Source organism: Rhizobium sp. SL42 (assembly GCF_021729845.1).
In the GTDB taxonomy this organism is placed as follows: Bacteria; Pseudomonadota; Alphaproteobacteria; order Rhizobiales; family Rhizobiaceae; genus Allorhizobium.
On record NZ_CP063397.1, the window covers coordinates 1088697 to 1105183 of the forward strand.

18 protein-coding genes are annotated in these 16487 nt (G+C 60.4%); 11 read left to right on the forward strand and 7 right to left on the reverse strand.

Translation table 11 applies throughout. The annotated features are described in order from the left end of the window. Positions 1-33: 33 nt before the first annotated feature. Positions 34-1203: a DNA recombination protein RmuC gene (locus tag IM739_RS05055; RefSeq protein ID WP_442981122.1), complete on the reverse strand. Its 1170-nt coding sequence runs from the start codon at positions 1201-1203 to the stop codon at positions 34-36. A gap of 98 nt (positions 1204-1301) precedes the next feature. Between IM739_RS05055 and IM739_RS05060 the strand changes: the two genes are divergently transcribed. The 6 genes from IM739_RS05060 to truA all read left to right on the forward strand — a co-directional run bounded on the left by IM739_RS05060 (position 1302) and on the right by truA (position 7020). Continuing rightward, complete coding sequence (locus tag IM739_RS05060; protein WP_237370120.1) at positions 1302-1451, forward strand: hypothetical protein; 150 nt, start codon at positions 1302-1304, stop codon at positions 1449-1451. 93 nt (positions 1452-1544) lie between these two features. Beyond that, complete coding sequence (locus IM739_RS05065) at positions 1545-3062, forward strand: globin-coupled sensor protein (RefSeq protein WP_237370121.1); 1518 nt, start codon at positions 1545-1547, stop codon at positions 3060-3062. A gap of 102 nt (positions 3063-3164) precedes the next feature. Then, the gene (locus IM739_RS05070; protein ID WP_237370122.1) at positions 3165-4682 is read left to right on the forward strand and encodes a globin-coupled sensor protein; all 1518 of its coding nucleotides are present in this window, start codon (positions 3165-3167) and stop codon (positions 4680-4682) included. A gap of 71 nt (positions 4683-4753) precedes the next feature. Further along, complete coding sequence (gene def, locus IM739_RS05075; protein ID WP_237370123.1) at positions 4754-5266, forward strand: peptide deformylase; 513 nt, start codon at positions 4754-4756, stop codon at positions 5264-5266. A gap of 54 nt (positions 5267-5320) precedes the next feature. Beyond that, positions 5321-6265, forward strand: coding sequence for a methionyl-tRNA formyltransferase (gene fmt / locus IM739_RS05080; RefSeq protein ID WP_237370124.1), 945 nt, complete (start codon positions 5321-5323; stop codon positions 6263-6265). Next, positions 6265-7020, forward strand: a complete 756-nt coding sequence (gene truA, locus IM739_RS05085) for a tRNA pseudouridine(38-40) synthase TruA (RefSeq protein ID WP_237370125.1) — start codon at positions 6265-6267, stop codon at positions 7018-7020. The genes fmt and truA overlap by 1 nt, the downstream gene beginning before the upstream one ends. A 59-nt stretch (positions 7021-7079) precedes the next feature. Here the strand turns inward: truA and IM739_RS05090 are convergent, their stop codons facing one another. From IM739_RS05090 to dapD, 3 genes are all read right to left on the reverse strand, one after another. Continuing rightward, positions 7080-7676: a hypothetical protein gene (locus IM739_RS05090; RefSeq protein WP_237370126.1), complete on the reverse strand. Its 597-nt coding sequence runs from the start codon at positions 7674-7676 to the stop codon at positions 7080-7082. Then, positions 7663-8856 (reverse strand): succinyl-diaminopimelate desuccinylase, encoded by a 1194-nt coding sequence (gene dapE, locus IM739_RS05095; RefSeq protein ID WP_237370127.1) that lies wholly within the window; start codon positions 8854-8856, stop codon positions 7663-7665. Before dapE ends, IM739_RS05090 begins: the two co-directional genes overlap by 14 nt. Before the next feature lie 157 nt (positions 8857-9013). Beyond that, positions 9014-9871: a 2,3,4,5-tetrahydropyridine-2,6-dicarboxylate N-succinyltransferase gene (gene dapD / locus IM739_RS05100; RefSeq protein WP_237370128.1), complete on the reverse strand. Its 858-nt coding sequence runs from the start codon at positions 9869-9871 to the stop codon at positions 9014-9016. 142 nt (positions 9872-10013) lie between these two features. On the opposite strand from dapD, the gene IM739_RS05105 reads away from it, so the two are divergent. Continuing rightward, a complete protein-coding gene (locus IM739_RS05105) occupies positions 10014-10892 on the forward strand; it encodes an LOG family protein (protein ID WP_237370129.1) in 879 nt (292 codons plus the stop codon). Between the two features lie 30 nt (positions 10893-10922). On the opposite strand, the gene IM739_RS05110 is transcribed toward IM739_RS05105, so the two are convergent. Together IM739_RS05110 and IM739_RS05115 are read right to left on the reverse strand one after the other, a co-directional pair. Beyond that, on the reverse strand, positions 10923-11594 hold the full coding sequence (locus IM739_RS05110) for a calcium-binding protein (protein WP_237370130.1): 672 nt from the start codon (positions 11592-11594) through the stop codon (positions 10923-10925). A 113-nt stretch (positions 11595-11707) separates the two neighbouring features. After that, positions 11708-12427, reverse strand: a complete 720-nt coding sequence (locus IM739_RS05115; protein WP_237370131.1) for a pyrimidine 5'-nucleotidase — start codon at positions 12425-12427, stop codon at positions 11708-11710. 101 nt (positions 12428-12528) lie between these two features. Here IM739_RS05115 and IM739_RS05120 point away from each other — a divergent pair, with 101 nt between their 5' ends. Then, positions 12529-13443 (forward strand): DMT family transporter, encoded by a 915-nt coding sequence (locus tag IM739_RS05120; RefSeq protein WP_237370132.1) that lies wholly within the window; start codon positions 12529-12531, stop codon positions 13441-13443. A 3-nt stretch (positions 13444-13446) separates the two neighbouring features. Here the strand turns inward: IM739_RS05120 and argB are convergent, their stop codons facing one another. Continuing rightward, the gene (gene argB, locus IM739_RS05125) at positions 13447-14334 is read right to left on the reverse strand and encodes an acetylglutamate kinase (protein ID WP_237370133.1); all 888 of its coding nucleotides are present in this window, start codon (positions 14332-14334) and stop codon (positions 13447-13449) included. A gap of 161 nt (positions 14335-14495) precedes the next feature. On the opposite strand from argB, the gene IM739_RS05130 reads away from it, so the two are divergent. From IM739_RS05130 to IM739_RS05140, 3 genes are all read left to right on the forward strand, one after another. Beyond that, on the forward strand, positions 14496-15056 hold the full coding sequence (locus IM739_RS05130) for a sigma-70 family RNA polymerase sigma factor (protein WP_237370134.1): 561 nt from the start codon (positions 14496-14498) through the stop codon (positions 15054-15056). Then, a complete protein-coding gene (locus IM739_RS05135) occupies positions 15028-15750 on the forward strand; it encodes an anti-sigma factor (protein WP_237370135.1) in 723 nt (240 codons plus the stop codon). The genes IM739_RS05130 and IM739_RS05135 overlap by 29 nt, the downstream gene beginning before the upstream one ends. Positions 15751-15925: 175 nt before the next feature. Further along, entirely contained in the window at positions 15926-16483 is a 558-nt protein-coding gene (locus IM739_RS05140; RefSeq protein WP_237370136.1) for a fasciclin domain-containing protein, read from the forward strand. Positions 16484-16487 lie beyond the last annotated feature (4 nt).

A 16487-nucleotide genomic window follows, 5' to 3' on the forward strand; every position in this document is an offset into this window, starting at 1 on the left:
CTCTCTTTTGCTGCGCTCTTGTGGACCAGGCAATCAGTCCTCGTCAACAACCCTGAGCTTGAGCAGGCCGGTGCGGTTCTCGACCATCTTGGCCGGCGTATCCCCGCCCTCGACCTTGTCGCCAGGCATGTCGAATTCCATCGCCTCGATTTTCGCCCCGCGCCGCACGAGCTTGTCCGAGGATGTCAGGATCTGATCGACATCCTTCTGTGCCGCAAGGAAATGCCCCTGGAGCTTCCTGGTCCGGTCATCGAGCCGGTTCAAATCTTCCATCAGCCGGATCACTTCGCCCTGGATCAGGTGTGCCTGCTCGCGCATGCGCTGGTCCTTCAAGACGGCCTGGATCACCTGGATCGACAGCATCAGCAGCGACGGGGAGACGATGACGACGCGCTGCTTGTGCGCCTTCTGCACGATCCCCTCGAAATTTTCGTGGATCTCGGCAAAGATCGATTCCGACGGCACGAACAGGAATGCCATGTCCTGCGTCTCGCCGGAGATCAGATATTTTTCCGAAATGTCGCGGATATGCACATCGAGATCGCGACGGAACTGCTGGCTTGCAATCTTCCTCTGCTCTGGCGTTTCGCCATCACGGATGGCGTTCCAGGCTTCCAGCGGAAACTTGGCATCGATCACCAGCGGCGGTGAACCGTTCGGCATGCGGATCGTGCAGTCGGGCCGCGACCCGTTCGACAGGGTCGCCTGGAATGCGAACGCCCCCATCGGCAACCCGTCGGCAACGATGGTCTCCATGCGCGCCTGGCCAAACGCGCCACGGGTCTGCTTGTTGGACAGGATGGCTTGCAGCCCGACCACGTCCTTGGCCAGCGACTGGATGTTGTTTTGCGCCGCATCGATTACGGCGAGCCGTTCCTGCAGGCTCCGCAGATTGTCATGCGTCGATTTCGTCTGCTCGGTGATTGTCGTCCCGAGGCGATGGGTCATGCCATCCAGCCGCTGGCTGATCGATTGATTGAGCTCCGCCTGCCGGCTGCCGAACACATCGGCCATGATTGCAAGTCGCCCCTGCATCTCAGCCTGGGCCTTCAACAGTTCTCCGAGGCGGGCTTCCGCCGCCTGTTCACGCCGCAGTGCCTCTTCCTGATGCCGCAGCCTTGCGCGTCCGGAGCGCCACACACCCCATCCCAACAGCACGAACGGAATGGCGATCAGCGCCAGCGCGAAGCAAGCCAGAACCATGGGTGAAAGGGTGACTGAGCCGATGGTCACCGCCGGAAACTGGTATGGGTTCATAGTATCAAGTCTAGCAGATTCGCGTTGTCCGCATAGATCAAAGAGTGAACATTCGTCTTGATGGCGCCGGCGAAGCGAATATCAGAAAAAAATTATTTGCCGCCACATTTGACGAAGCGCAAATCAGCAAAATCGAAATGGCTGTTTTGCGCTCATTTCAAGAAGGAACAACTGATGTGCTCGAAAACACGTAGTTTTCGGCAACCAATATTTTACCATTTAAGCATCTCTTGAAGTACATACATCAGAACTCGCTGATGAAACTAGGACGAGAGCGTAGAAACATCATGACGTCGAACGAAGATAACGTGGTTCTGAAAGCAAGGCTGAAATTCCTCGGTCTGGACGACAAGGCACGCGACACACTGCGTCGCCTTGGCCCGGTGATCCGCAAGAATGTCGGTGCCGCCTTGGATGTGTTTTACGCTCAGGTTCGAAAGACGCCCGAGACGGCCGCCTTCTTCAAGGGCGAAGAGCACATTCGCGGTGCAAAGGGACGCCAGGAACAACATTGGGGCATCGTTGCCAACGCGGACTACAACGAAACCTATGTGCAGGGCGTCACCATGGTCGGCAAGGCCCATGCCCGTATCGGGCTGGAGCCGCGCTGGTATATCGGCGGCTATGCGCTGCTGCTCGAACAACTGGTCCATGCGGTGGTCCGCGATCGCTGGCCAAGCCGCTTCGGCAGGCAGAATGCGCCGCAGATGGCCGACGAGGTTTCGGTCATCGTCAAGGCTGCGCTTCTCGACATGGATTATTCGATCTCGGTCTATCTCGATATTCTTGCAGCCGAGCGAAAGCAGGCAGAAGAAGCCCGGCTGAAGGCGGAGGCCGAACAGGCCGTTGCTCTGGCGGCTCTGCGCAGCGTTTTGACCAAGCTCGCCTCCGGCGATCTGGCAGCCCGCCTGACCGATGAAATGCCGGCGAACTTTGTCGAGATGGCCAAGGACTATAACAGCTCGGTCGAGTCGCTGCAGGCGACGATCACCACGGTTCGCGGCGCGGCCGATGAGATCTTTCGCTCGACCTCGGCTATTTCGTCGGCAACCAATGATCTTGCGCAACGCACCGAACAACAGGCAGCCGGCCTCGAAGAGAGCACGGCAGCGCTGCATGATCTCACCCAGAATGTAACGCTCACGGCAGATGGAGCCCAGAAGGCTTCAGTGGTCGTCGGTGTGGCGCTGACCGAGGCGCGCGTGTCCGAGGAAGTGGTCTCGCGTGCGGTAGAAGCCATGGGCGCAATCGAGAAGTCCTCCGATGGTATCTCCAAGATCATCGGCGTCATCGATGAGATCGCCTTCCAGACCAATCTTCTGGCCCTCAATGCTGGCGTCGAGGCGGCCCGTGCTGGCGAGGCTGGACGTGGCTTTGCGGTCGTTGCCCAGGAAGTGCGCGAGCTTGCCCAGCGTTGTGCCAGTGCGGCCCGCGAAATCAAGGGTCTCATCTCGCAAAGCTCGAGCCAAGTTCAGACTGGCGTTGGCCTGGTCAACAATGCCGGCGAAGCCTTGGAAAAGATCATCGTCCGAATCGGCGAGATCAACGACATCGTGTCCAAGATCGCCTCTGCCGCAGCCGATCAGTCCGGTGGCCTGCGTGAGGTCAACACCTCGATCAGCTCCATGGACCAGATCACGCAGCGCAACGCCGCAATGGTCGAGGAAACGTCTGCCCAGACGGTGACGCTCAGCGATGAGGCACAAAGGCTGGTTGCAGCGCTTCAGGGCTTCAAGACGGACAGTGGCAATCATGCAGGCAGCCGGGATCGCACCGCGCAGATCACCTACCGACGGGCGGGCTGAGGGCAAGACTCTTCGGGATTGTTTAGTCTCTGTTTAGGATAACCATGGCAGGTGTAACGACAACCGGTGATCACCGGAATAGCTAACGCCTGTGATGGAACCATGACCCAGAAACCAAACACCGATCTGTCAGAACGCCTCGACTTCCTCGAAATCGATGACAGGACTCGGGCGACGCTCAACGAGCTGCGCCCGACCATCAATGACACCATCGGCGACGCGCTGGACAAGTTCTATGTGAAGGTTGCACGCACGCCGAAGCTCGCCAGCTTTTTCCGCGACAAGGCCCATATGACCGGCGCCAAGAATGCCCAGATGGCGCATTGGGACAAGGCGGCCAAGGGCGGCTTCGATGCAGACTATGTCAAGGGCGTGACAGCTGTCGGCAAGGCGCATGCCCGCATAGGTCTTGAACCGCGCTGGTATATCGGCGGCTATTCCATGCTTGTGGGCGAACTCGCTGCCGGCATCCTGGTCAAGCACTGGCCATTCCCGTTCGGCAAGCAGCATGCCCATGCCCTGGCAGACAAGCTCAAGGCGCTGGTCAAGGCCGCCATGCTGGACATGGACTATTCGATCTCCGTCTATCTGCAGGAACTGGACGCCAGGCGCGTGCAGCTTGAAGAAGAGCGCCTGCGGTTCGAGGCGGACCAGGCCATCGCAATGGAACACTTGCGCAAAGGTCTGGAAGCCCTGGCACAGGGCGATTTCGAAGCCCGCATGACCAGCGACCTGCCGCAGAATTTCAAGGAAATGGCCGGCTACTACAATGACACGGTCGACCGGCTGAACACCTCGTTCGCCGCCATCCGCCGCGCCTCGGACGAAATTCTCAACGGAACCGAGACGATCGCCCGTGCGTCTGGCGAGTTGGCCAACCGTACGGCAAAGCAGGCAACAGGGGTTCAGGAAAGCTCGACGGCGCTGCAGCAACTCTCGGTCAGCGTCAGCCAGACGGCAGCCAATGCCGAGCGGGCCTCGATGACCGTTCGCGAAACCCAGCAGCAGGCCCAATCCTCCGGTGCGGTCGTTTCGCGTGCCGTATCCGCCATGGGCGCGATCGAAAAGTCTTCGACAGAGATTTCCAAGATCATTGGCGTTATTGACGAGATTGCCTTCCAGACCAATCTTCTTGCGCTCAATGCTGGCGTCGAGGCGGCCAGAGCAGGCGAGGCCGGCAAGGGGTTCGCGGTCGTGGCGCAGGAAGTGCGCCAGCTTGCCCAGCGCAGTGCCGATGCAGCCAAGGCAATCAAGCAACTGATCTCGCAGAGTTCGGATCAGGTAAAGGAGGGCGTCGGCCTCGTCTCCGGTACCGGTGACGCCCTTGCCGACATCATCACTCGTATCGATGCGATCAACGCCTTCGTCTCGGACATCGCAACGGCGGCCAAGGATCAGGCCATGGGCCTCAACGAGGTGAATCAGGCGACCCGCAACATGGATCATCTGACCCATGAAAACAGCAATATGGTCGAGCAGACATCGGAGGAAACACGCCGTCTTCGCTCTGAAGTGGCCGGTCTGGTCGAATTGCTAAGTCACATTCGCACCCGCGCGACGGGACACGCTGCCGCAAAGAACGGCGACACATCGACGAGCCTTGGTCGCCGCGCGGCCTGAGACACAGCAGACGGAGCGAAATCGTGCGTTTTTCGATTTCCTCCGTTTCGATCTTGCGCTAAGTGAGGCCCATGACGATAAAGCCTCTCATCATTCTCCCCGATCCCCTGCTGCGTCAGGTGTCCCAGCCCATCGAACGGGTGGACGCCGCTATCCGCACGCTTGCCGAAGACATGCTTGAAACCATGTACGAGGCGCCTGGCATCGGTCTTGCCGCAATCCAGGTTGGCATTGCCCGCCGCATGCTGGTCATCGACATCTCCAAGGAAGGTGATGAGCGCGAGCCACTGGTGTTCATCAATCCGGAGATTGTTCGTTCCTCCGACGAGCGCTCGGTCTACGAAGAGGGATGCCTGTCGATCCCGGATTATTATGCCGAAGTCGAGCGCCCGGCTGCGATCACGGTCAAGTCGCTCGACCGTGAGGGCCGCGAACAGCTGACGGAGGCCGACGGTCTCCTGGCAACCTGCCTGCAGCACGAAATAGACCATCTCAACGGTGTGCTGTTCATCGACCACATCTCCCGCCTGAAGCGTGAGATGGTGATCAAGAAATTCACCAAGGCTTCCAAGTCAAAGCTTTGATCCGTCGCGCCCGTTGCGGGCGCGCGCATTTTCCGGTTCTGAAGGCGAGACGCCATGTCACTTCGCATCATCTTCATGGGCACGCCGGATTTTTCCGTGGCGACCCTCAAGGCGCTGGCTGAAGCCGGCCACGAGATCGCCGCCGTCTACACCCAGCCGCCGCGTCCCGGCGGCCGTCGTGGTCTCGACCTGCAGAAATCTCCGGTCCACCAGGCGGCCGAAGAACTCGGCCTGTCCGTCTTCCATCCTGTCAATTTCCGCGACGCTGCCGACCGCGATCACTTCGTCGGCCTGAAGGCCGATGTCGCGGTGGTAGTTGCCTATGGTCTGCTGCTGCCAGAGACAATTCTGAACGGCACACGGCTCGGCGCCTATAATGGCCACGCGTCGCTCTTGCCTCGTTGGAGAGGGGCAGCCCCCATCCAGCGGGCAATCATGGCGGGCGATCGACAGACCGGCATGATGGTGATGAAGATGGACAAGGGGCTGGATACCGGCCCGGTCGCACGCACGGCAATGGTCGACATCGGGCCGAACATGACTGCCGGTGAACTGCACGACCGGTTGAGCGCGGTCGGTGCGGTCACCATGGTCGATGCCATGTCGGCACTCGAAACCGGCACGTTGACTACGGTCGCTCAGCCGGAAGAGGGTGTGCTTTACGCGGCAAAGATCGACAAGGGCGAAACCCGCGTCGACTTTTCGAGGTCGGCGACCGATGTTCACAACCATATCCGCGGGCTCGCGCCGTTCCCCGGCGCCTGGAGCGAGGTCATCATCAACGGCAAGCCGGAGCGCGTCAAGCTGCTTGCATCCGAACTGGCCCAGCCTGACGGTGGCAGAGCCTTGCCTGGCACGGTCCTCGACGAACAGCTGAATATTGCCTGCGGTGTGGGCGCCGTTCGTCTCGTCCGCTTACAAAAGGCTGGCGGTAAGCCGTTGTCGGCGGAGGATTTCCTGCGCGGCACACCATTGTCGCCGGGTACGGTGATCGCCTGATGCCGCGCTTTCGCTTGTGTGTCGAATATGACGGCAGTCCTTATGTCGGCTGGCAGCGCCAGGACAACGGGCCGTCGGTGCAGGGCGCGCTGGAAAAGGCGATCTTCTCCCTGAGCGGCGAGACCGTGGTAATCCGCGGTGCCGGCCGCACCGATTCCGGCGTCCATGCGCTGGGTCAGGTGGTCCATGCCGATCTGTCGCGCGACTGGGTGCCGGACAAGCTGCGCAACGCGCTGAACGCCCATCTGGGGCTGGCTGGCGAGCGCGTCGCGGTCATCGACGTGCGCGCCGTGCCCGACGCCTTCGATGCCCGGTTTTCGGCCCTGCGTCGCCACTATCTCTACCGCATTATTTCACGGCCGGCGCGGCTCGCCTTGGAGGCGGAGCGGGCCTGGTGGGTCCCCAAGCCACTGGATCATCTGGCAATGCATCAGGCGGCCCAGCAACTGGTCGGTCATCACGACTTTACCACGTTTCGTTCGGTACATTGCCAGGCAAGGAGCCCGATGCGCACGCTGGATCGTCTTGATGTCAGCCGCACGGGCGACCTGATCGAGATCAGGGCAACAGCCCAGAGTTTCCTGCACAATCAGATCCGTTCCTTTGCCGGCACGCTGAAGCTGGCAGGCGAAGGCAAGATGACGCCGGCGGATGTGCGCGCCGCCCTTGAAGCCCGAAATCGTGCTGCATGCGGCCCCGTCGCCCCGCCCGAGGGCCTGTTTTTCATGAAGGTTGACTATCCAGGCGACGAGTGATTTTGGCGAGGCGCTTCCAAGGCCGGCTGCAAGTCGTTGTTCAGCTGGTAGCTTGACGATCAGCCGGGATAGACCCCGAGATAGCGTTCCAGCATCTCGGCAATCAGCATGGATGGAACCAGCAACACCATGGTCACAGTGGCCACGGTCAGAATATGATCGCCGATGATCATCCGCAGGATGCGGAACAGCACGGCGATCAAGGTCAGCATCAATAGGAACCAGAGCAGCGCAATAAGCCCGCTGAGTGCCGGGATCAGCATCATCACCAGCACCAGCACTGCATAGGAATAGGACACCGGCAGGGAAAGCCAGTTGGCGGCGACCACGATCGAGGCGAATTTCTCTCCGATCCCGATCATCCAGCAGAGAACGCCGACGAGGATGACGGGCAGCACCCAGTTCATCGCCTCGACCATCACCAGCCGGAAATAGAAGAGACCACCGACCCCCACGCCCTCCGGCAAAGTGCCGACAAACAGCATCTGCCACCAGATGAACGACACCAGGATCGCGGGCAGTGCCCAGGCAATGGCCCAGAAGGAACGCAGGGCGCCACGGTCCGAGAGATCGAGATAGGTGAAGCCGGCTGCATCCTTCCTGAACAGCAACCAGAGCCCCATCAGATAGAACTCGACCTCTTTAAGCGTCGGCATGAGCGAACCATTGTTCGATGAAGGTCTTGTAGATCACCGTCAGTGTCTCGAGATCGCTGACCGCCACGCGTTCGTCGACCATATGCATGGTCTGCCCGACAAGCCCGAATTCTACCACAGGGCAATAGTCCTTGATGAAGCGGGCGTCCGAGGTGCCGCCGGTTGTCGACAGCGACGGCGTGCGACCGGTGACGGTTTCGATCGCGCTGGACAGAGAGGCGATCAGGCTGTTGCTGCGCGTCAGGAAGACATGGCTCGGCCGCTCTGACCACGCCATTTCATAGGTCATGGGGCCACGGCCAGGCCGCAGGCTTTCGTCGGTTGCCGCCGCATCGAGCCGACGCAGGATCTCCGCCTGCACCGTCTCGGCGGTCCAACGATCGTTGAAGCGGATATTGAACTTGAAGCTCGCCGAAGCCGGAATCACATTGGTCGCCGGATTGCCGACATCGATCGTGGTCACCTCAAGATTGGACGGCTGGAAATTGTCCGTGCCATCGTCGAAGGCCGGGGTCATCAGGCTCTCCGCAAAGCGCAGAGCGCCGCGCACGGGATTGTCGGCGAGATGCGGATAGGCTGCATGGCCCTGCACGCCGCGCACAGTGACTGTGCCGGAAACCGAACCGCGCCGGCCGATCTTGATCATGTCGCCAAGCTGGTTCGGATTGGTCGGTTCGCCGACCAGGCAGGCATCCCAGCGCTCGCCGCGTTCGGCCGCCCATTGCAGCAGCTTGATCGTCCCGTTCACCGCAGGACCTTCCTCATCACCGGTGATCAGCAGCGAGACGGAGCCCTGAGGAGCCCCCTTTTCTTCGAGCAGGCGGGCATAGGCGGCGATGAAGCAGGCTATGCCACCCTTCATGTCGACAGCTCCGCGGCCATAGAGCATGCCTTCGGCAATCTCGCCGGCAAACGGACCATGCGTCCAGTCGGCGGTCTGGCCGACCGGCACGACGTCGCTATGGCCGGCAAACATCAGATGCGCGCCGCCTGTACCCGTGCGGGCATACAGGTTCTCGATGTCGGGCGTGCCGACATCGGAATGCACCATGCGGTCGACTTGAAAGCCGAGGGGCTTGAGCAGTGTCTCGATGACGCCGAGCGCGCCACCCTCTTCAGGCGTGACGGAAGGGCAGCGGATGAGGGCCTGCAGGACATCGACGGGATTTGTAGCGATCATGACGACCAATGAATAGTGATGGCGCATCGGCGCGGGAAGAGCATGGCCTAGACTTAGCCCATGCACGAAACGCTGTCATCCGCCGCAGCGACGCGCAAGTGTCGCGGGCCGCCGCACGGAAGACGCCGGGGTCTGGTGTCCCGGCGGATTAGGGCGCTCAGTCGCGCAACAAGTCGTTGATGCCGGTCTTGGAGCGTGTTTTGGCATCGACGCGCTTGACGATCACGGCGCAGTAGAGGTTCGGCGCGACTACGCCATTGGGCATGACATTGCCGCTGCCCATCGAACCTGCAACCACGACAGAATAGGGTGGAACCTCGCCATACGTCACTTCGCCGGTGGCGCGGTCGACGATCTTGGTCGACTTGCCGATGAACACGCCCATGCCGAGCACGGAACCTTCGCGCACGATGCAGCCTTCGACCACTTCCGAGCGGGCGCCGATGAAGCAATTGTCCTCGATGATGGTCGGTCCCGCCTGCATCGGTTCCAGCACGCCGCCGATGCCGACGCCGCCGGAGAGATGGACATGGCTGCCGATCTGGGCGCAGGAACCTACGGTGGCCCAGGTGTCGACCATCGTGCCTTCGCCGACATAGGCACCGAGATTGACGAAGGACGGCATCAGGATGGCGTTTGGCGCGATATAGGCCGAGCGGCGCACGACCGCATTCGGCACGGCGCGGAAGCCGGCAGCGCGGAATTCGCTTTCGCCCCAGCCTTCGAACTTCGAGGGCACTTTGTCCCACCAGGTCGAAGCGCCCGGACCACCCTTGACCACGTCCATGTCGTTGAGGCGGAAGGATAGGAGCACGGCCTTCTTCAGCCACTGGTGAACCGTCCAGTTGCCGTCGTCGCCACGGGTGGCGACGCGTGCCTTGCCGCTGTCGAGCAGGTTCAGCGCCTCATCCACGGCTTCACGGATCTCGCCTTTTGTACCGGTCGATACGGTGTCACGGTTGTCGAAAGCCGCGTCGATGACGTGTTCGAGGCTGGTGAGATCGAGTGCGCTCATCTGAATTCCTTAAACTTCCTTGGCTAATCTTGGCGATGGAAACGATCGGGATCGATCGGAAACTGGCGAATTGCTCTACCGCATTCAACGGCGGTTGGAAACAGCCAGGGACGCCCTACGTTTCTGCATGGAAGGATACGGAATGGCAAAGCTTAAAAATGGCCGGCATCGGCGCAATGACGGGGTCTGGGACCCGCTCAAGGACAGCAAGACGGATCGCCGCAGCGCAGAGGTCGTGCCTCGCACCCCGCAATCGGAATCTCCCTCATATCGGCTTGCCTATGCCGACAATGATTTCCTCTGCCGCGAGGAACTCCGGCCGATACGGCTGCAGTTGGAACTTCTGAAGACGGAGATGATCCTGACAGAGCGCAACATCAAGTCGACGGTCGTCATGTTCGGCGGCGCCCGGATCCCGGCGCCGGGACAAAGCGCCTGGGCTGCGCGCAACGCGCTGCAGAAGCAAAATCTCGAAGCAGCCTCCGTCTACTACGAGGAGGCGCGCAAATTTGCCCGTCTTTGCTCGGAGTTTTCCGCCCGCAGCACCTATCAGGAATATGTGGTGGTGACCGGCGGAGGTCCGGGCGTGATGGAAGCCGGCAATCGCGGCGCATCCGAGGTTGGCGCTCCTTCCGTGGGTCTCAACATCGTGCTTCCACACGAGCAGGCTCCCAACCCCTATGTCACGCCGGAACTCAGCTTCAACTTCCACTATTTTGCCATCCGCAAGATGCACTTCCTTATGCGGGCCAAGGCGATTGCGATCTTCCCCGGCGGCTTCGGTACGCTGGACGAGTTTTTTGAAGCTGTAACGCTGATCCAGACAAAACGCATGGCGCCCATCCCGCTGATCCTGTTTTCCAAGAGCTTCTGGCACGGCATGATCAATTTCGATGGTCTGGCGGAATTCGGCACCATTGCCCCGGAGGATCTGAACCTCTTACAATTTGCCGAGACGGCGGAAGACGCCTGGCGCATCGTCGCCGATTTTTACGACCTGAACGAAGAAGCGGCCCCGTAAGGGGCCGCCGGCATTTTTTGTCTGTGCGGTTTAGCGCATCATCCACATCGGACGCTTGGGCATGTCGTCGACCGAAATGACGCCGTCCTTGTTGCGGTCCGCCCGCTCGAACATCTTGTCGATCATCGCCATGGCTTCCGCCTGATTGATCTGACCGTTCTCGTCGGTATCGGCAACGCGGATCATCCTGCCCGGACCGCGTTCGCCATGGCCGCGGTGTCCGTCACGGGCGGCCATGTCGCGACCGCCGTGGCGTTTGCCATCGTGATGCTTGCCATGATGCGGCTTGCCGTCAGGTCCGCGACTATCATCCTGGGCCTGCTCGTCTCCAGGCCCACCTGGCGGCGGCGGCGCGACTTCGTCGGCATCATCTTCGTCCGTCTCGGCATTTGCCTTCATATCGGCCTTGAATTGTTCGCGCATCGCTTCGCGGTGCTTGCGGAATTCGCCGGGCGTGATCGCGCCGTCCTTGTCGGCATCGATCGAGACAAACAGGGTTTCGCCCGCAGCCTTTGCCTCGTCCTTGGCAATCTTGCCGTCCTTGTTGGTGTCGAACTGCTGCAACATCCGGACGAACATCACTTCACGGCCACCGGGAGGTCCGCGACGACCGTCGCGATCCTGTGCAAGTACGGCGCTGGCCGAGGTTCCGATCAGCAATGAGCCTGCAATGGCTGCTAAGGTGAAGAACTTACTTGTCATGTCATGGTCCTTTCGGTGGCCTGTTTCAGTCAGGAAACCCTATCGGCGCCATGTCGCCCATCCTACTTAAACATCGGTAAGCTGGATGAAACTTTGGTAAGCTTTGACTTTCCTCAGTCGGCAAGCGGCAAAAGCCGCTCCAGAAAGCCGGCCAGATCGTCGGTGATATAGTCGACGCTGTCCGGATCGATGTGCTCGACCCGTTCCCAGGTCTCCAGGATGGCCGTACCGAGATTGCGCGGCACCAGCAGCACTGTTTTCATGCCCAGCGCCTTGGGAACCAGAAGATTGCGCGGCAGATCCTCGAACATGGCTGCCTTTTCCGTGTCTATGCGGTTGAGGCTGGCAAACTTGTCATAGGTCGCGCCTGCCGGCTTCGGCTGGTAGTCTGCCGCGACGATGTCGAAAATGTCGTCGAAATGGTCGAGAATGCCAAGCGCCCGGGCCGCGGCCTGCGCGTGTGCCACCGTGCCGTTCGTGAAGATGAACTTGCGGCCTGGCAATTGCCTGATCGCTTCGCCGAGCGCGACATCCGGCAGCAGCGCCGAATAGTCGATCGCATGCGCTCGCTCCAGAAATGCGTTCGGATCCACATTGTGATGCAGCATCAGGCCGGCCAGCGTGGTTCCATGCTCGTGATAGTATCGCTTCTGCAGCAGCTTGGCCTCGGCCGGCTCCAGTTGCAGAAGTTCGGCGACAAATGCCGCCATGTTCCTGTCGATCTGCGCGAAGAGATCGACGTGGTGCGGATAGAGCGTGTTGTCGAGGTCGAAGACCCAGTCGCGAACATGGGCGAAATCAGCGGGCGAGGGGAGCTTTGCAGGTGTGTTCATGGGATCTATCTCTGCCATGCAACGGGCTGAAAGGGAACTGCCGTCGAAGCATTCGCTGCGAGCCCTTGGCGTACCGCGCAGGACTGTGTTAACGCCGCATCATGGAATTCTGGGCAATCATCACCTTCGGCAGCGCCTTCCTGCAGAACATGCGGTCGGCACTCCAGAAACATCTCAAGGGCAGGATGGGGACGACGGGCGCAACCTTCGTGCGCTTCGGCTTCGGCCTGCCATTTGCATTTGTCTATCTCGGCCTGCTGCATTTTGCCTTTGCGCGCCCCTTGCCGGTGCCGGATAGTCATTTCGCCATGTGGGCTACGCTTGGCGCATTGGCCCAGATTGCCGCGACCTTTCTGCTCGTCCATCTGTTTTCGTTCCGCAATTTCGCGGTCGGCACCGCCTACTCGCGAACGGAGCCAGCCCAGGCCGCATTGATCGCGCTCATCTTGTTCGGTGAGACGGTCAGGCTGTCGGTGGTCGGCGCGATTGGCGTGTCGATCCTCGGCGTTATGTTGATCTCTGTCGCTCGAACCGAATTCAACTTGAAATCGCTGATCACCTCGGTCGGCAGTCGAACCGCGATTGTCGGACTGACGTCCGGCTTTTTTTTCGGCATGTCCGGCATTGCCTATCGGGCCGCGTCGCTTTCGCTGCAGCCGAGCTTGCCGGCACCCGATTCGATCATGCAGGCGAGCTTCACGCTGGCGGTCGTCATCGTGATCCAGACACTGGCCATGCTGGCCTGGATGCTCTGGCGCGAGCCGCAGGAATTGTCGCGCATCCGTGGCGCCTGGAAAACCGGTGTTCTGGTCGGGTTTGTCGGGGCAACCGCATCGTTCGGCTGGTTCGTCGCCATGACGCTGCAGCAGGTGGCTGTCGTCAAGGCGGTCGCGCAGGTGGAAATGCTCTTCACCTTCGCGTCTTCGGTTCTGGTCTTCAAGGAGAAGATCAACCGTCTGGAGATCGCCGGCTGCGTTCTGATTGTTGCCGGCGTTCTCCTGCTTCTGGTTGCCTGACGCTTACGGAACGAGCAGTGTTCCGGCACCGGCTTCGGTGAACAGTTCCAGCAGCACGGAATGTGCCGTCTTGCCGTTCAGGATGACCACGCCCTGCACACCGGCCTTGATCGCCTCGATGCATGTCTCGACCTTGGGGATCATGCCGCCGGAGATCGTGCCGTCCTTGATCAACGCATGCGCCTGCGCGACCGAGAGTTCCTTGATCAGCGTGCCGCTCTTGTCGAGCACGCCCGGAACATCGGTGAGGAACAGCAGGCGCGAAGCATTCAGCGCCCCCGCGATCGCACCGGCAAAGGTGTCAGCGTTGATATTGTAGGTCGCGCCGTCGCGACCGGGTGCCACCGGCGCGATGACCGGGATCATTTCCGAGCGGGCCAGGAGGTCGAGCAGCGTGCGGTCGACTTCGACCACTTCGCCGACAAAGCCGAGATCGAGAACACGCTCGATATTGCTGTCGGGATCGCGAACCTTTTTCTGCGCCTTTTCGGCAAACACCATGTTGCCGTCCTTGCCGCACAGCCCGATCGCCCATTCGCCGGTCTGGTTGATCAGCGCGACGATTTCCTTGTTGATCGAGCCGGCAAGAACCATTTCGACGATCTCGACGGTTTTCTGGTCGGTGACGCGAAGGCCGTTCTCGAAGCGTGATTCGATACCCATCTTGGCAAGCATCGCGCCGATCTGCGGGCCGCCGCCATGCACGACGATCGGGTTGACGCCCGACTGCTTCAAAAGTGCGATGTCGGCGGCAAATGCCTTGCCCAGTTCCGGATTGCCCATGGCATGGCCGCCGTATTTCACGACGATCGTCTTGTTTTCATAACGCTGCATGAAGGGAAGAGCCTGCACCAGCAGTCTTGCCTGGATTTCGCTTTCGGAAGCCGTCATCGGGAAAACCTCTTTTGGGATCGCGGCCTTTTAGCGCAAGTCAGGCCGCGATGGAATGATTGCCGTGCAATATAAGAGTGTGATGACACGCTTCTTTTCCCGATCCATTGCCGAGACCGACGGCTGCCCTATATGCCGCTCCGGCATCGAATGGGGAATTCATGGAACGCGACGAAATCGCCGAATTGCTGGGCCGCGTGGCGCTCCGCGAGCGGGCTGCATTTTCCCTGATCTATCAACGCTGCTCGGCGAAACTTTTTGCGATCTGCATCCGTATTCTGAAAGACAGGAATGATGCGGAAGAGGCATTGCAGGACATCTTCGTGAAGATTTGGCAGAAGGCCGGGAACTATGCCGGCGACGGCGGCAATGCATCTGCCTGGCTTGCGGCGATTGCCAGGTATCATTGCATTGATCGGCTGCGCCAGAGAAAGCCTCCGACCGAAGAACTGGATGTCGCTGGCGAATTGCCGGATCTCGGGCCGGATCCCGAACAGCATGCAATCTTGCGTTCGGAAAGCGCGCGCATTGACAGCTGTCTGGAAGCATTGGATCCTGACCGCGCGCAAGCTGTTCGCCGGGCCTATGTCGAGGGAATGTCCTATCAGGAGCTTGCCGAGAGCTTCGCAATTCCATTGAATACGATGCGCACCTGGCTGCGACGCAGTCTGCTGAAACTGAGAGAGTGCATGGATGGCAACGCCCGACCAGAGCAAGGGTGACAGATCGCGCGACGAAGTGCTCGCGGGCGAATATGTTCTGGGCGTCCTGAACCTGTCAGAACGCCAGCAGGTCGAAGCGCGCCTGCGTCATGACCGTCAGTTTGCCGCCATTGTCCGCCGCTGGGAGACCAACCTTGCGCATTTCAACGATGAATACGATGAAGAAACCCCGTCGGCTGTAATCTTTGCGGAGATCGAGCGGCGAATCTTCGGGCCGGGTCTTGGACGAACCTCAAGTGGCCCGTGGGGTGCGATATGGAATTCCTTGCCTCTCTGGCGTGGGTTGAGCGTTGCGGCAATCGGCACGCTCGCCCTTCTTCTCGGGCTGCAATGGGCAAGCGAGCTGCGTCCGAAGCCGGGTTCGCGATTGACCGCCGAACTTGCCGGCAAGGACAGCGCCATCAGTCTTGTCGCCCAATATGACGAGGCATCGGGCCGTCTGGCATTTACGCCGGTCGCCAATGGTGGTGCCGAGGAAAAGTCTCTTGAACTCTGGCTGGTGGAAGGCGAGCAGCCACCAACGTCGCTGGGCATTCTGCCGCAGACCGGTCAGGGCGAGATCGTCATCCCGGATGAAATGCGCCCCCGGCTTACGGGAGGCGTGGTGCTTGCCGTCAGTGTCGAACCCCTCGGCGGCTCGCCGACCGGCAAGGCAACAGGCCCCATCGTGGCCGCCGGCGAAATCCTCCGCTGAGATAAAAATGCAAGCCAATCGAATGGCTTGGCGTCAGCGACAGGATTTTTTCAACCTTGCTGAAACTTGTAGCCGCTCCCCTCCGTCCTTTGTTGTGTTCCCCAAATGGGAAGAACAACGCCATCCGGCGGCATGAACCGCCCGGATCGAGAACACCAGGATAGAGGAAACCGAAATGTTCAAGACCACGCTTCGCTCGTTCGCCATCACTGCCGCCCTCATGACCGGCGCAACGGCCGTCTATGCAGCCAATCCGATGGTTGGCGGCGCTGCCATGTTTGAAGACAAGAACATCGTCGAGAACGCCGTCAATTCCAAGGATCACACGACGCTCGTTGCCGCGGTCAAGGCGGCAGGTCTGGTCGAGACTCTTTCGGGTACCGGGCCGTTCACCGTCTTTGCACCCACCAACGAGGCTTTCGCAAAGCTCCCCGCGGGCACTGTCGATACGCTGCTGAAGCCGGAAAACAAGGCACAGCTGACCAAGGTGCTGACCTGCCATGTCGTTGCCGCCAACGCCATGTCGGATGCCATCGGCAAGATGATTGCCGATGATGGCGGCACGCATGACGTCAAGACGGTTGGCGGCTGCGTGCTGAAGGCAAAGGCCGCCGATGGCAAGATCACCCTCACCGATGAAAACGGCGGTGTATCGACCGTGACCATCGCCGACGTCAAGCAGTCGAACGGCGTCATCCATGTCGTCGACGCGGTCATCCTGCCGAAGATGTAACAGC

Excerpts from the sequence above, each read along its gene's own strand:
- IM739_RS05055 (WP_442981122.1), bottom strand. The coding sequence starts at position 1,203 with ATGGTTCTGGCTTGCTTCGCGCTGGCGCTGATCGCCATTCCGTTCGTG.
- IM739_RS05065 (WP_237370121.1), top strand. The coding sequence starts at position 1,545 with ATGACGTCGAACGAAGATAACGTGGTTCTGAAAGCAAGGCTGAAATTC.
- IM739_RS05070 (WP_237370122.1), top strand. The coding sequence starts at position 3,165 with ATGACCCAGAAACCAAACACCGATCTGTCAGAACGCCTCGACTTCCTC.
- def (WP_237370123.1), top strand. The coding sequence starts at position 4,754 with ATGACGATAAAGCCTCTCATCATTCTCCCCGATCCCCTGCTGCGTCAG.
- fmt (WP_237370124.1), top strand. The coding sequence starts at position 5,321 with ATGTCACTTCGCATCATCTTCATGGGCACGCCGGATTTTTCCGTGGCG.
- truA (WP_237370125.1), top strand. The coding sequence starts at position 6,265 with ATGCCGCGCTTTCGCTTGTGTGTCGAATATGACGGCAGTCCTTATGTC.
- IM739_RS05090 (WP_237370126.1), bottom strand. The coding sequence starts at position 7,676 with ATGCCGACGCTTAAAGAGGTCGAGTTCTATCTGATGGGGCTCTGGTTG.
- dapE (WP_237370127.1), bottom strand. The coding sequence starts at position 8,856 with ATGATCGCTACAAATCCCGTCGATGTCCTGCAGGCCCTCATCCGCTGC.
- dapD (WP_237370128.1), bottom strand. The coding sequence starts at position 9,871 with ATGAGCGCACTCGATCTCACCAGCCTCGAACACGTCATCGACGCGGCT.
- IM739_RS05105 (WP_237370129.1), top strand. The coding sequence starts at position 10,014 with ATGGCAAAGCTTAAAAATGGCCGGCATCGGCGCAATGACGGGGTCTGG.
- IM739_RS05110 (WP_237370130.1), bottom strand. The coding sequence starts at position 11,594 with ATGACAAGTAAGTTCTTCACCTTAGCAGCCATTGCAGGCTCATTGCTG.
- IM739_RS05115 (WP_237370131.1), bottom strand. The coding sequence starts at position 12,427 with ATGAACACACCTGCAAAGCTCCCCTCGCCCGCTGATTTCGCCCATGTT.
- IM739_RS05120 (WP_237370132.1), top strand. The coding sequence starts at position 12,529 with ATGGAATTCTGGGCAATCATCACCTTCGGCAGCGCCTTCCTGCAGAAC.
- argB (WP_237370133.1), bottom strand. The coding sequence starts at position 14,334 with ATGACGGCTTCCGAAAGCGAAATCCAGGCAAGACTGCTGGTGCAGGCT.
- IM739_RS05130 (WP_237370134.1), top strand. The coding sequence starts at position 14,496 with ATGGAACGCGACGAAATCGCCGAATTGCTGGGCCGCGTGGCGCTCCGC.
- IM739_RS05135 (WP_237370135.1), top strand. The coding sequence starts at position 15,028 with ATGGCAACGCCCGACCAGAGCAAGGGTGACAGATCGCGCGACGAAGTG.
- IM739_RS05140 (WP_237370136.1), top strand. The coding sequence starts at position 15,926 with ATGTTCAAGACCACGCTTCGCTCGTTCGCCATCACTGCCGCCCTCATG.